At 65.2% G+C, this 12,854-nt stretch carries 12 protein-coding genes and 3 pseudogenes; 9 read left to right on the top strand and 6 right to left on the bottom strand.

Features of this window, described 5'->3' with window-relative positions; translation table 11 throughout:
• The first annotated feature begins 451 nt into the window (after positions 1 to 451).
• From BW981_RS19430 to BW981_RS19410, 5 genes are read left to right on the top strand one after another with little or no spacing between them, the layout of a single operon-like run.
• Positions 452 to 1,654: an amino acid ABC transporter substrate-binding protein gene (locus tag BW981_RS19430; protein WP_175624177.1), complete on the top strand. Its 1,203-nt coding sequence runs from the start codon at positions 452 to 454 to the stop codon at positions 1,652 to 1,654.
• Between the two features lie 25 nt (positions 1,655 to 1,679).
• Entirely contained in the window at positions 1,680 to 2,567 is an 888-nt protein-coding gene (locus BW981_RS19425) for a branched-chain amino acid ABC transporter permease (RefSeq protein ID WP_076442230.1), read from the top strand.
• Entirely contained in the window at positions 2,567 to 4,375 is a 1,809-nt protein-coding gene (locus tag BW981_RS19420) for a branched-chain amino acid ABC transporter ATP-binding protein/permease (RefSeq protein ID WP_076442229.1), read from the top strand. Before BW981_RS19425 ends, BW981_RS19420 begins: the two co-directional genes overlap by 1 nt.
• Positions 4,375 to 5,082: an ABC transporter ATP-binding protein gene (locus BW981_RS19415; protein WP_076442227.1), complete on the top strand. Its 708-nt coding sequence runs from the start codon at positions 4,375 to 4,377 to the stop codon at positions 5,080 to 5,082. Before BW981_RS19420 ends, BW981_RS19415 begins: the two co-directional genes overlap by 1 nt.
• Positions 4,988 to 5,872 (top strand): SDR family NAD(P)-dependent oxidoreductase, encoded by an 885-nt coding sequence (locus BW981_RS19410; protein ID WP_348521417.1) that lies wholly within the window; start codon positions 4,988 to 4,990, stop codon positions 5,870 to 5,872. Before BW981_RS19415 ends, BW981_RS19410 begins: the two co-directional genes overlap by 95 nt.
• Positions 5,873 to 6,286: 414 nt before the next feature.
• Here BW981_RS19410 and BW981_RS23500 read toward each other — a convergent pair whose 3' ends face one another.
• The 4 genes and pseudogenes from BW981_RS23500 to BW981_RS19390 all read right to left on the bottom strand — a co-directional run bounded on the left by BW981_RS23500 (position 6,287) and on the right by BW981_RS19390 (position 8,620).
• Positions 6,287 to 7,030, bottom strand: coding sequence for a hypothetical protein (locus BW981_RS23500; RefSeq protein WP_244560388.1), 744 nt, complete (start codon positions 7,028 to 7,030; stop codon positions 6,287 to 6,289).
• A 105-nt stretch (positions 7,031 to 7,135) separates the two neighbouring features.
• Positions 7,136 to 7,276 (bottom strand): annotated as a pseudogene (locus BW981_RS19400) (ArdC-like ssDNA-binding domain-containing protein); the annotation flags it as partial.
• Between the two features lie 15 nt (positions 7,277 to 7,291).
• Positions 7,292 to 7,560, bottom strand: a pseudogene (locus tag BW981_RS23495) (Tn3 family transposase); the annotation flags it as partial.
• A 124-nt stretch (positions 7,561 to 7,684) separates the two neighbouring features.
• Entirely contained in the window at positions 7,685 to 8,620 is a 936-nt protein-coding gene (locus BW981_RS19390; RefSeq protein WP_076442223.1) for a LysR family transcriptional regulator, read from the bottom strand.
• A 113-nt stretch (positions 8,621 to 8,733) separates the two neighbouring features.
• On the opposite strand from BW981_RS19390, the gene BW981_RS19385 reads away from it, so the two are divergent.
• The 4 genes from BW981_RS19385 (at position 8,734) to BW981_RS19370 (ending at position 11,246) form a co-directional block, all read left to right on the top strand.
• Positions 8,734 to 9,528, top strand: a complete 795-nt coding sequence (locus BW981_RS19385) for a type 1 glutamine amidotransferase domain-containing protein (RefSeq protein ID WP_076442296.1) — start codon at positions 8,734 to 8,736, stop codon at positions 9,526 to 9,528.
• A gap of 71 nt (positions 9,529 to 9,599) precedes the next feature.
• The gene (locus BW981_RS19380) at positions 9,600 to 9,896 is read left to right on the top strand and encodes a putative quinol monooxygenase (RefSeq protein WP_064311494.1); all 297 of its coding nucleotides are present in this window, start codon (positions 9,600 to 9,602) and stop codon (positions 9,894 to 9,896) included.
• 204 nt (positions 9,897 to 10,100) lie between these two features.
• Positions 10,101 to 10,841: an SDR family oxidoreductase gene (locus tag BW981_RS19375; RefSeq protein WP_064311493.1), complete on the top strand. Its 741-nt coding sequence runs from the start codon at positions 10,101 to 10,103 to the stop codon at positions 10,839 to 10,841.
• Positions 10,842 to 10,952: 111 nt separating this feature from the next.
• The gene (locus BW981_RS19370; protein WP_062106251.1) at positions 10,953 to 11,246 is read left to right on the top strand and encodes a putative quinol monooxygenase; all 294 of its coding nucleotides are present in this window, start codon (positions 10,953 to 10,955) and stop codon (positions 11,244 to 11,246) included.
• A gap of 376 nt (positions 11,247 to 11,622) precedes the next feature.
• Here BW981_RS19370 and istB read toward each other — a convergent pair whose 3' ends face one another.
• Together istB and BW981_RS19360 are read right to left on the bottom strand one after the other, a co-directional pair.
• Positions 11,623 to 12,477: an IS21-like element helper ATPase IstB gene (gene istB / locus BW981_RS19365; RefSeq protein ID WP_076442222.1), complete on the bottom strand. Its 855-nt coding sequence runs from the start codon at positions 12,475 to 12,477 to the stop codon at positions 11,623 to 11,625.
• A pseudogene (locus tag BW981_RS19360) lies at positions 12,474 to 12,854 on the bottom strand (IS21 family transposase); the annotation flags it as partial. The gene istB and the pseudogene BW981_RS19360, both read right to left, overlap by 4 nt.

Raw genomic sequence — 12,854 nt, 5'->3', positions numbered from 1 at the left:
CCAGCCGAGCCCCGGCTCGCGGTTTTTCCGGCGCAGACTATGCGAACCATCTCTGGCGACCAAAGCCGGCGAACGAGGATCCATGCCGGAAACCGTAGGTGGCCTCCGCCCTCGGCGGTAATATTTTGTCGTTATTCCCGGCATCACGGCGGATGATGACGGAAGCGGCCGCTATCACATGATAGCCGAGTCGCCCGAGGGACGCGGAGCCTGGATCGCGCTGCCGCGCGCGGACCGCACGGCCGCCGTCCGACCGGGCACCCTGAGCGAAACGTGTTGCCGGGCTTCGTCAGAGGCCGGTTGGGATATGGCGAGGCACTTCAATCGGCTTCGCCCAAGTATCATCCGGGCAGATAAGGGCATCAACATTCCATATTGGCCAAGACGACTGCTGATCGCTCTATTCGGCCCAAAGATGCGGAAAACCGCGTGCTTCGGAGGAAATCGAGCAATGATCAGACCAGCGCTTTCCATATCGGCGACCATGTTCGGGCTGTTGGCGTTCCTCAGCCCGGCCCAGGCGAAGGTCGGGTCCTGCGACGAGCCGATCCTGCTCGGCACGACCATTTCCGAGACCGGGCCGTTCTCGACGCTGACCGACAACTGGAAGGCGATGACGGAGAACTTCTTCGACGAGATCAACAAGCAGGGCGGGGTCAACGTCGCCTCCTGCGGCAAGAAGATCCCGGTCAAGATCGTGATCTACGACGATCAGTCGAACCCCTCGACCGCCGTCTCGCTCTACGAGAAAATGGCGTCGGTCGACAACGTCGATTTTTTCGTGGGGCCGGACTGGACCTCTCTCGGCCTGCCCGTTCCCACGGTCGCGGAACGTCACAAGATCCCGATCGTGGCCGCCAACGTCGCGACCCCTTCGGCCTATGTCCGCGGCCTCAAATACATGTGGGGCACGCCCTATCCCGTCGTGCCGCTCTGGTCGCAGCGCTATTTCGAGATGCTGGCCCAGGCCGATCCGAAGCCGAGGACGATCTTCTTCGTCACCCACGACAACCCGGTGATGAAGGGCATCACCGATTTCTGGGCGCCGAAGGCCGAAGAGCAAGGCATCAAGGTCGTCGGCAAGGAGACCTTTCCGGCGGACGCCAAAGACTTCTCGGCCATCATCCTGAAGATCCGGGCGGCGCGGCCCGACATCGTCTACATCGCGTCCTTCGACAACGTTTCGGCCCCGCTGGTCCAGCAGATGCGCCAGCAGCGCGTCAAGGCGATGGGCGTTCATCACACCATGCTGACCGGCTCCCTGGCGCGCCAGGTCGGCAAGGATATCGAGGGAATGACCGGCGAGCTCGCCTGGTATCCGGGCGTCGGCGGCAAGCACAGCGAACTGGTCGGCCGCGTGCTGGAACGCTCGAAGGTCGACATGTTCGAGTCGATCTTCACCATGGCGCGCATCGGCTCCTATCTGGTCATGGTCCAGGCCATAGAGAAGGCCGGCGCGGTCGACCGCGAGAAGGTGCGGGAGGCGCTGACCAACGGCACCTTCGAGTCGCCTCCCGGGCCGATCGTCTTTGACGACAAGGGGTTCCCCACCAGCAACGGCGCGTACACGATCCAGATTCAGAACGGCAAGGTCGTTGTCGTCTGGCCGCAGCAGACCGGCAAGGCCGTCTGGCCTGCGCCGAGCTGGAACTGATACGGCGCACCGGGGAATCGCTGCGATGCCGCTCGACATTCTCGCCCAGATCGCCATAGGCGGCGTTCTGATCGGAGGGCTCTACGCGCTCTTCGCCTTCGGTCTGTCGCTGATCTACGGCGTCGCGCGGATCCTGAATTTCTCGCACGGCACGCTGCTGGCGATCGCGGGCGTGCTCGCCAGCATCCTCTATGGCGCACTCGGCGCGAGCCCGCTTGCGCTGGTCGCCATCATCACCGGGCTGGCGCTGGCCTTCTTCCTGTTCGGCTGGGGATTCCACGATCTCCTGCTTGCGCCGCTGAAGCGGCGCAATCACTTCGAGGCCTCGGTGGGCACCGTTCTGACCACCGTCGGAGCCCTGATCGTCATCGGCGACGTCGCCGCCACGCTGGCCGGGCCGCGGCCGCGCAACATTCCGCTGCGGTCGGACGTGATCGAGATCGGCGATGTGCTGATCCCGGTCTCGCAAGCCTGGATGCTCGCCGGCATCGCGCTCCTGACCGTCGTCCTGCAACTGGTTCTGACCCGCTCCTGGTACGGGCGGGCGGTCAGGGCTGTGACGCAGGATCATGTCGGGGCGACGATCTGCGGCGTCCGCTCACGCGCGATCCACGGCATCACCTTCGGGCTCGGGACCGCGCTCGCGGCGATCGCGGGCGTACTCTACGCGATGGTCTACCCCGTCGATCCGTATACCGGCTTCAGCCTCACCGTGAAGGCCTTCACCATCATCGTCCTCGGCGGCATCGGCAATCTCGTCGGAGCGCTGGCGGCAGGCCTGTTCCTCGGCGTCGCCGAGGCCTTCACGGCCTTCTTCTGGGCTCCGGAATGGGCGCCGGCCCTGTCGATCACGCTGCTCCTCATCATCCTCGTCGCCTTCCCCAACGGCTTCGGCAATACGAGGAAGGCGTGATGTCGCGCGTCAACGATCCCGTCGCCGCCATCGGCGCCTCGGCGGCTGCCGCGCGCAGACCCGCTCCGTTCGTCGGCGCCATCGTCGCAACGCTGTGCGTCGGTGCGATCGCGCTGGTGCCGCTGCTGGGCGTTCCCTACGTTACGAGCCTGATCTTCACCCTGCTCGTATCCTTCATCCTCGCGCAGAGCTGGGACTGGGTCGGCGGCCTCGCCGGCTACGTCAATCTCGGGCATTTCGCCTATTACGGCATCGGCGCCTATGCCTTCAGCATCGCGCTTGCCGCCGGCGTTCCAGCGCCCCTGTGCTTCGTCATGGCGATCGCGGTCGTCTCGACGGTCGCCGCGATCCTGTCCTTCCCGCTGTTTCGGCTGAAAGGCGACTATTTCGCCTTCGCGACCCTGGCGATCCTCCCCCTGTCCGAACTTCTGGCATTCAACCTCGTGCGGCTGACCGGCGGCGCCGACGGCGTCGTCCTGCCGCCGAAATACGTGCTTTCGCAGGCCTTCTATACGGCGCTGGCGATCGCGGCCTGCACCTTTGCGCTCACCGTCGTGCTGGCGCGCTCGCGCTTCGGCTACGCCCTGAAGAGTATCCGCAACGACGAGCAGGCGGCCGAGGTCGTCGGCATCCGCATCTTCCCGGCCAAGCTCGGCGTGATGGTGCTGTCGGCGGCGGCGGCGTCCCTGGCGGGCGCGGTGCATGCCTGGCAGCTCAGCTACATCGATCCGCCGACGGTCTTCGGCCTCAATGTCGCGCTCGTGCCGGTCGCCATGGCGCTTTTCGGCGGCTCCGGCCTGCTATGGGGTCCGATGATCGGCGTCGCCCTCCTGTTCAGCATCCAGCAGGCGCTGCTCGTCAACATGACCATGCTCCACGCCACGGTGTACGGTCTCATCATCCTCATGATCGGGCGCTTCATGCCCGGAGGATTGTTGCGCTCCCGGCTCGTCCGCTCGTTGCCGGCGCTGCGCTTCCTGTCGCGCGAGATCCATCTGGACAGGCAAGAGCCCTCCCGCAGCACGAGCACCACGCGGCTGCCCCTGCCGGAGCGCAAGCCCTCCCCGTCATCCGAGCTGCTAGTCTGCCGGGGGCTGACGAAAGCCTTCGGCGGCAACATCGCAGTCAACAATGTCGACATCACCATCCGGCAGGGCGAGATCGTCGGCCTCGTGGGGGCCAACGGCTCGGGCAAGACGACGCTCTTCAACTGCATCTCGAAGGTCTACGAACCGACGGGCGAGCTGATCTTCGACGGGCGCAACCTCGCCGGCCTGCGCCGCGACCAGGTCTCCGCCGTGGGCGTCGGCCGCTCCTTCCAGAACCCGCGCCCCTTCGGTGACCTGACGGTCGCGGAGAACGTCGCGATCGCGGCAACCTTCCGCCCCGGCGGCCCGGCTCTCCCCGACGCCCTGTCGGAAGCCGCAAGCTATGCCGCCTTCGTGGGGCTGGGGGACCGTCTCGACCAGAGAGCGGACTCGCTCAGCCTGCAGGAAAAGAAGAGCCTCGAGCTGGCCCGCGCGCTCGCGCTGCATCCGAAGCTGCTGCTCGTCGACGAGGTCGCATCCGGCCTGACGCCCTCCGAGATCCGCCGCTTCGTGGAGCATATCCGCGATATCCGCGAGGTCTACGGCATCACCGTCATCTGGGTGGAACACATCTTCTCGGCACTCGCGCAAGTCGTCGACCGGCTGATCGTGCTGGAGCAGGGGCAGGTGATCGCGGACGCCCCCCTGGCAGAGGCCGTCAAGGACGAGCGCGTGCTCGCCGCTTATCTCGGCCAGGTGGCGAGCAAGGAGGGCCATTGATGCTCAGCCTCGACCGCATCGTCGTGGACCACGGCAAGATGCGTGCCATCTGGGATGTCAGCCTCGACATCCAGGTTGGCGAGAAGGTCGGCCTACTCGGCGCCAACGGCGCCGGGAAGACCACGACATTGGGCGCGATCCAGGGACTGTATCCGCCCCAGTCCGGCGCGATCACCTTCGACGGGCAGCCCATCGCCGGGCGCCCGCCGGCCGAGAACGTCGCGCAGGGAATCGCACTGGTGCCGGAGGGACGGCGCCTCTTCCCGGAGATGACGGTCCGGGAGAATCTCGAGATGGGTGCCTATCTGCGGCATGCGCGGTCGGATCTGCGGCGGACGCTGGAGCATATCCTCGAACTGTTTCCGATCCTGCGCGAGAAGGCTGGCCAGCATGCCGGCGAATTGTCGGGGGGCCAGCAGCAGATGGTCGCCATCGGCCGGGCCCTGATGTCGAAGCCCAGGCTCCTGCTGCTCGACGAGCCCTTCCTCGGCGTCGCGCCGCTTGTGATCTACGACGTGATGGACGCGCTCCGGCGCGTCGCCGAAAGCGGCGTGACGATCCTTCTGGTCGAGCAGAACATCCACCGCGCCCTCGACTTCGTCGACCGCGCCTATGTCATCGAGAACGGCCGCAACGCCTTCGACGGCACGCGCGAGCGCCTGCTGGGCGACCCGGAGTTCGGCGCGAAGTTCCTCGGGCTCGATTGAGAGCGTTGCGGGCGGTTCTGGAGAAAAGCGAATGGCGAGATTGGCAGGACGAGTGGCGCTGGTGACCGGCGCCGCCCAGGGGATCGGGGCGAGCTATGCGCTGGCGCTGGCGAAGGAAGGTGCGGCAGTCTGCATCTCGGATATTCGCGTGCCCGAGGAGACGCGGGAAGCCATCGCGGCGACCGGCGGGCACGTGATCGCCGTCGCGGCGGACGTGACGTCACCCGGCTCGGTATCGGACATGGTCGCGGAAACCGTCTCGCGCTTCGGGCGCGCCGACATCTTGATCAACAATGCAGGACTCTTCGGCAATCTCGCGCTGAAGCCGTTTGATCAGATTTCGTCCTCCGAATGGGACGCCGTGATGAGCGTGAACGTGCGCGGCTCGTTCGAATGCGCCAAGGCGGTGGTGCCGCAGATGCGCGCGCAGGGCTACGGGAAGATCGTCAACATCGCCTCTGGGACGGTCTTCAAGGGCTCGCCCATGCTGCTGCACTACGTGACGTCCAAGGCGGCCGTCGTCGGCTTCACGCGCGCGCTGGCGCGCGAGCTCGGTCCGGACGGCATCCGGGTGAACTGCATCGCGCCGGGGCTGGTGATGAGCGACAACGTCAAGGTCAATCCCGCCTGGGCCGCAGACGTGGTCGCTAACAACGTCGCCACGCGCGCGCTCAAGCGCGAAGCCCAGCCGGAGGACCTGCTCGGAACGCTCATCTATCTCAGCGCCGCCGACAGTGATTTCCTGACTGGCCAGACGATCGTCGTCGACGGCGGATCGGTGATGCACTGATCTCGGCTGCCGGAACACGGCGATCATGCCGCCTTTCAGGCGGGAAAGCCTGCTGCAGACCGGCGCATCGCCTGCAATGGCGGCTTCAACCCGCGATCGCAACACCAGCATCCTATTGCTGAGCGAGGAACGGATCGAGCACTTCGATCGGTGTTTTCCATCCGAGCGTTTTGCGATGACGCGTGTTCATCGCGTGAGCGGCAGCAGCCAGATTCCCGGTAAAGTGCCGGCCCGCTCTCAATGCGGAGCCGTGCGTGCTGAGCCATCGCGGCTCCCTGGTCCCAGGTCAGCGATTGAACTGGGACCAGGTTAGCGATTGACGAAGCGTCGCGGGCAGTTCGCTCATGAATTGGGCGAGCGCCGTGCGAACGGCTTCAGCACCGTGTCCCGCAAGTGGCGGGCCGTTCTTGCCCGCTATCCCCACTGATATCCCTCTTGGCGCGGCAGGTGCAGCAGCATCGTGCAGCGCGAGCTGCGTTCGACGAGAGTGCCGATCGCCGCTGTGCAGGCCCAGGATGAGACACCTTCCCAATGGCGCGGGATCGCCCGGTCTTCGACCGCCGGTGGCCGTTCGCTGATCATGATGGCATCGTCCACAAAGGCCTTTCCAAGGCCGCAGGTCCGCTCGCGCGGAAACGCAGAGCTCGGCCCGCGCGCAAGCAAGCCGTCAGCCCGCGAGGCACCGATACGTCGTCGTCGAGGCCATCGCCGGGGATGGTCGATACCCGATGTTGTCCGCCGGTCCGACGCATCGTGCAGCGCTCGGACTTCGGCGCGCGAAAGCGAAGCCACGAGCGTCTCGTCAATCTTCTTCATCGGAATGGCGTGCACCCGAAAGGCCTGATCCAGTACTGCGGGTACGCGGTGTTCGAGATAGCGGAAGAAGGGCTTCACGGCCGCCAGCCGTGCGTTGCGCGAACGGGCCTTGTTGCCGCGCATCAGGCCGGCGCGCCGGCGCCATCGTCGCATCAGGCAGATCATCGTGGCGACGACCCCGGACGACATCGTCAGGAACGACGTCCTGTTCGCCGCCGACCAACCCGAGCAGACCCCTGAACCGCATCCGCCATGCCCATGCTGCGGCGGTCGCATGATCCACGTCGAGCGCTTCGCGCCGGGCACAGCACCGCGCACGATCTTCGCCGTCAGGATTGACACCTTTCATGAAACACCCAATCTCGGTGTCACGAAACCGGCAGCAAGCCACACCTCACCGAACTCGGCCGTAACTACGCACGCGTCGACACCAAGCTTGACGTGGCCCGGCGCCTTGGCCGCGGCCGATCCCCAGGGCTGGACCCAGGGCGCGCGGCCCGCCTCAAGCTCGGCGATGATCTTGTCGGTGATGTCGTCATAGAGGCTCGCCCGGCCTGAACTGGCGCGGGCGCCTGTTAATCCCGACAGCGCCAGTCCATTCTAACGTGGGTAAGCGGAAAATCTGCGCAGCATCGCCGATGCGGTGGCTGTGCCGCTGCGGATCGAGATAATGAGACGCAGCAGTTCGTCCCAACGGGCGTCAACATGCCCGATTGCGACCGGATCGCCGCTCATGCGGCCAGCAGCAGCCGCGCTTCCTGGCCCGGCAACAGATGCAGACGCCGGTCCCTCGGGCCGCGCAGGCGCGTCGCGAAGCGGTAGCCGATGAATGGCATGAGGCCGAACACATGATCGGATGCGCCGACGGTATCTCTTCGCCCGCGGTGAGCCGATGCCGCTTCGTGAGATGGCGTCGGTGGAAATACGCAAGAGGAACCTCAGCCTTCAGGGGCGCTTACGGAAGTCAACCGGCGTCGCGCGGCCGACAGACGTCCATCACGCTGGCGACGGCATGGCTGTCGCTGCCGTCTTGCCCTTGAAGTCGGTGATGACCTCGCCGATCAGCGCCCGTAGCCAGCGGTGTGCGGGATCGTGCCGGTAGCGGACGTGCCAGGCCATTTCCACGGGAAAGCTGCCGAGGTCGACCGGGGCGGGCAGGATCTTCAGCCGGGGGTCGTGCATCAGCCGCCTGCAGATGAGCGAGGGCAGGGTGGCGCAGTAGTCGGTCACCGCCACCATCTCGGCTACCGCTAAGAAATTGGTCACGGAAATCGCGACGTCGCGCTTAAGCTGCTGCTGCGCCAGCGCCTGGAACAGCCCGGCGCGCATCCGGCCAGGCGGCACGATGTTGACGTGCTTCATCGTCTCAAACTGCTCGCGCGTCATGGCATCGCCGATGGCCGGATGGTCGGCGCGGACGGCGCAGGCGAGCCCTTCGTCCATCAGGTGCTGGACGACGAGGTTGTCGGGCGGATCGACGATGCGGCCCAGCACGAGCGCCGTCGTGCCCGACACGACGCCTGTTTCCACAAGATCGTTGCCGTAAGGTGTCAGGCGGAGCTTTACGCCGGGCGCGACCTTCTCCAGGCGCGCCAGGACAGCGGGGACGATGACGAACTCGACATAGCCGTTCGGCGCGATCGTGAAGAGCCGTTCGGCCTGTGCGGGGTCGAAGGCCTGCTGACCGAGGACCGCGTCGTCGAGCTGGGCGAGTGCCTCGGCGATTAGCGGTGAGAGTTCGAGCGCGATCGGGGTCGGCTGGATGCCGTAGCGCTCACGAACGAACAGTTGGTCCTTCAGCATCAGTCGTAGGCGCGACAGGGCGTTAGACAGGGCGGGCTGTGTCATGCCCATGCGCTCGGCGGCCCGCGTGACGCTGCGCTCCTCCATCAACGCGACGAAGATCGGCAGCAGGTTCAGATCGTAGCGCATACAGTCATCCTGTTAGCGTTATATCTGAAATCAAAAAGATAAACTTCTAGAATATGTCAACGAGGCCCATTTAGCGTCCATCGGTGATCGACGCCGCGAACATGGAGGTTCAGATGAGCAAGGGTCAGGTTCTCGTTCTTGGATCGAACGCGACACAACTCGGTCTGCGTGGCGGCGGTACCGCGACGGTCGGTCAGTATCTCAACGAGACGGCGGTCCCCGCGCTGGCTCTGCTCGACGCCGGCTATGATATTGTTCTCGCCACGCCCAATGGGGCCAAGCCGCACATCGACGCCGTCTCCGTTTCGGTTGATCATTTTGGCGGCGATGAGACGGCATTCCAGCGCGCCAAGGACTTTTTTGCCAGCCACCCGGCGATGAACGACGTGCGTACGCTGAAATCGGTCGTCGACGAGGGTCTGGACGGCTTTGCTGGCGTGTTCGTGCCGGGAGGTCACGCGCCCATCGTCGACCTCATGGTGGACCGCGATGCGGGCACGATCCTCCGTCACTTCCACGCAGCGAACAAGCCGACCGCGCTCCTCTGCCACGGACCGGTGGTCGTTGTTGCCGCGCTCGAGGATGCTCCGGCCTTCCGCAAGGCGCTGGAGGAAGGCGATGACGCCGGGGCGGCCGACCTGGCGCGAGACTGGATCTACGCGGGCTACCGCATGACAGTCTTTTCGGCGAGCGAGGAGAAGATCGCTGAGGAGCAGGTGCTGGAGGGCGAGCTCTACTTCGACATGGAAAAGGCGCTGCGGTCGGCCGGTGGCGACGTCTCTGTCACCGACAGGAACTTCGCTTCGAATGTCGTCGTGGACCGGGAGCTGATCACGGGTCAGAATCCGGCATCGGACCGGGCCATGGCCGACGCGTTGATCGAAGCCCTCGATCGCGCCGCTGCGTGAGTACGAGGATGACCGGCGGGGCGCTCAGGGTGCGCCCTCCCTCGGATATAGCCAAGACAAGGAACGGTGCCATGACCGCCAACGTGAAGATCGTCGCCGTCCTTACCGCCCGTGCGGATACCGTCGACCGCCTGCGCGCTCTGCTCGACGCCATGCTAAAGCCGAGCCGTGCCGAACCGGGCAATTTGCGCTACGATCTGTGGCAGGACCAGAGCGATCCGAACCGTTTCGTGCTCGACGAGCTGTACGCGGACGCGGATGCGGTCGCCGCCCACCGCGAGACGCCCCACTTCCAGAACTATCTCTCTCAGATCGGCGATCTGGCCGAGCGCGCCGCGTTCGTCCTCAACCCCGTCTCGGCGACCTGAGGGTGGTGCCATGGGCAAGCCTGAAGAATGGGTGGGTACGGCGCTGCTGGCACAACCGTTCTACAGAGAGGAGTTGCGGATGATCGGCCTGTTGGCACCTGCACTCCGCGTGGGACTCTTGGGCCTCATTCATCCACGCGGTTACCGCTGAGGCGGAGCCGCTATCCGGCGAAAAATCAACAACTGACTTGAAGGAATACAGTCATGACCCAGGGTATCGAAGGCAAGGTCATTCTCATTACCGGCGGCAGCACCGGCATCGGCGCAGAAACCGCGCGGCTTCTCGCGGAACGCGGCGCAAAGGTGGCCATCGCCGCGCGGCGCAAGGACAAGCTCGACGAGGTCGTCGCGGACATCGCCGCAAACGGCGGCACGGCACGTAGCTACGCGCTCGACGTCACCGACAAGGCGGCGGTCCAGTCCGTCGTCGCCGCAATCATTGCCGACTTCGGCCGCCTCGACGTGCTGATCAACAACGCAGGGCTGATGCCGATCCGTCCGATGGCCGAGGTCAACACCGACGAGTGGGACCAGATGATCGACGTCAATCTGAAGGGTACGCTCTACGGCATCGCGGCGGCCCTTCCCGGCTTTCTCGAGCAGGGCAGCGGCCACATCATCAACCTGAGCTCGGTCGCCGGCATCAAGGTCTTCGCACCAGGCGGCACGGTCTACTCCGGTACCAAGTTCGCGGTCAGCGCGATCAGCGAGGGCTTGCGCCACGAGGTGGGTGAAAAGGTCCGTGTCACGTCGATCGAGCCCGGAGCCGTCGAAAGCGATTTGAAGTTCACGACGTCTGGCACGGCAGCCGAGACGGTGCTCGACTTCTACAAGCAGGCCATCCCGGCGGCATCGGTGGCGCGTGCTATCGCGTTCGCTGTCGAACAACCTGATGACGTTGACGTCAACGCGATCGTCATCCGGCCGACCGCACAGCAGTTCTGATTTCGACGAGGAGGCGGGGCCGCGTGTGCTCCGCCTCATGGGGAACGTACCGGCCCGCTCGTCCGTTACTCTGCCGAATGATATCTGTCCGTTTAACTTGAGGAGTCGATGATGCCCAAACTCGCGCTGTACGTGCCACTGAAGGCCAAACCCGGTAAAGAGAGCGATGTCGCCAATTTCCTGACCTCGGCATTGCCGCTCGTTCAAGCCGAGCCGGGCACTCTGACCTGGTACGCGATCGAGGAAGGTCCCGGTGCGTACGCGATCTTCGATACGTTCGACACAGAGGAGGATCGGCAGGCCCATCTTGACGGCAAGGTTGCCGCCGCGCTGATGGAGAAGGCGGAAGAACTGTTTTCCGAACCGCCGCAGATTCACAAGTTCACCCTGCTGGCCGCGAAATAGCGGAGCGGTCGGCACCCCAAGCTGCCGTACGACTGCACGGTTAGGGTCGCCTGCCCTCGGGAATGGACGGCCCGGCCGGCTCTGGAACTAAAGAGAAGAATACGACAGGCCATCCGCGATAGTGGATGGCCTTATCTTTTGCGCTTATCCCGCCTTTTGATGCTGCTGCTGATAAGTCGGCGTTGATTTGTTGCGTTATCATGGCGCCGTTGGTTTCGCAGGAACTTCTTGAGGTTATCAATCTGCCGCTTTTGTCAACGGCGGAGCAAAACCAGGCCAGGGTGGCGGAGTAAAAGCAGGCCACTGGCGTCAGGCGCTGGCGGATATGGCAAGGGCCCCGATCGGGGCCCTTGCCATATCGCGCTGCCGAGGTTGATCAGGCGGTGATCTCGCCGGTGTCGGGATCGACACCGTCGGCGGTGGCCTGGTTTTGCTCCGCCGCAGCTGTGGCGCGCCTGCGGCCAGCCGATTGCCTGAGGCGGTAGCTGTCGCCGTTCATGGCCAGGATGCTGACGTGGTGGGTCAGCCGGTCGAGCAGCGCGCCGGTCAGACGCTCCGATCCCAGGACGGACGTCCAGTCCTCGAAGGGCAAGTTCGAGGTGACGATGGTCGAGCCGCGCTCGTAGCGCTGGGAGAAGACCTCGAACAAGAGCTCGGCGCCGGTCGGCGAGAGCGGCACATAGCCGAGCTCGTCGACGATCAGCAGCTTGACCGCCTGCAACTCGCGCTGGAGCCTGAGCAGGCGCTTCTCGTCGCGGGCCTCGAGGAGTTGGCTGACCAGGGACGCCGCCGTCGTGAAGGCGACGGAGAAGCCCTTCTGGCAAGCGGCCAGCCCGAGCGCGAGAGCGACATGGGTCTTGCCCGTGCCGCTGTTGCCGAGCGCGATGATGTTCTCCCGGCGCAGGATGTAGCCGCAGCGTGCCAGCTCCAGCACGAGCATCTTGTTCAGGCTCGGGATCGCCGTGAAGTCGAAGGTGTCGAAGCTCTTCACCGCCGGGAACCGCGCCGCCCGGATCCGCCGCTCGACCGTGCGCCGCTCACGGTCGATCAGTTCGAGCTCGACCAGCCGCAGCAGGTAGCGCGGATGATCGACGCCGTCGCGGGCGCATTCCCGCGCGACCTTGTCGTACTCGCGCAGAACGGTGGGCAGCTTCAGTTGCTTGAGGTGATGCGCCAGCAGAACCTGCGGCGTTCCTGAGGTCGTGCCCGGCGGCAGCGTCTCTTTCGTCATGCCGCCGCTCCCGGCAGGAGCACGGCATAGTCGGCCGCCGAGGTCGTCTTCACCGCCGTCTTCGGCAAGTGAGGATAGGCCGCCAGGTCGAGGCGTGCCGGACGTCGTTCCAGCCGCGCCAGCGCGATCAGCTTAACCGCGTCGAAGCCGATGGCACCGAGCCGGATCGCCTCGCCGACCGCAAAGCTGACGATATCGCGCGGCAAGGCCTCCAGCAGCCGCAGCACCTGGATGAACTCGCGCTTGCCGCGATTGCCCATCCGCGCTTCCAGAAGATGGCGCAGGTGCTGGAAGGTCTCGGGCAGGTCCCAGCCCTGCAACGCCGCCGCCTGGTCGAGCGCGTTCGGCTTGACCTCGATCAGCGCCAGATAGTGCAG

This window comes from Allobosea sp. TND4EK4, from assembly GCF_900156025.1.
Lineage (GTDB): Bacteria > Pseudomonadota > Alphaproteobacteria > Rhizobiales > Beijerinckiaceae > Allobosea.
This window is presented reverse-complemented; position numbering and strand designations above follow the sequence as displayed.

Bases quoted from the DNA above. Each gene is read 5' to 3' on its own strand.
- BW981_RS19415 (WP_076442227.1), top strand. From the start codon at position 4,375: ATGCTCAGCCTCGACCGCATCGTCGTGGACCACGGCAAGATGCGTGCC.
- BW981_RS19385 (WP_076442296.1), top strand. From the start codon at position 8,734: ATGAGCAAGGGTCAGGTTCTCGTTCTTGGATCGAACGCGACACAACTC.
- BW981_RS19420 (WP_076442229.1), top strand. From the start codon at position 2,567: ATGTCGCGCGTCAACGATCCCGTCGCCGCCATCGGCGCCTCGGCGGCT.
- BW981_RS19410 (WP_348521417.1), top strand. From the start codon at position 4,988: ATGTCATCGAGAACGGCCGCAACGCCTTCGACGGCACGCGCGAGCGCC.
- BW981_RS19370 (WP_062106251.1), top strand. From the start codon at position 10,953: ATGCCCAAACTCGCGCTGTACGTGCCACTGAAGGCCAAACCCGGTAAA.
- BW981_RS19380 (WP_064311494.1), top strand. From the start codon at position 9,600: ATGACCGCCAACGTGAAGATCGTCGCCGTCCTTACCGCCCGTGCGGAT.
- BW981_RS19375 (WP_064311493.1), top strand. From the start codon at position 10,101: ATGACCCAGGGTATCGAAGGCAAGGTCATTCTCATTACCGGCGGCAGC.
- istB (WP_076442222.1), bottom strand. From the start codon at position 12,477: ATGACGAAAGAGACGCTGCCGCCGGGCACGACCTCAGGAACGCCGCAG.
- BW981_RS19430 (WP_175624177.1), top strand. From the start codon at position 452: ATGATCAGACCAGCGCTTTCCATATCGGCGACCATGTTCGGGCTGTTG.
- BW981_RS19390 (WP_076442223.1), bottom strand. From the start codon at position 8,620: ATGCGCTACGATCTGAACCTGCTGCCGATCTTCGTCGCGTTGATGGAG.
- BW981_RS19425 (WP_076442230.1), top strand. From the start codon at position 1,680: ATGCCGCTCGACATTCTCGCCCAGATCGCCATAGGCGGCGTTCTGATC.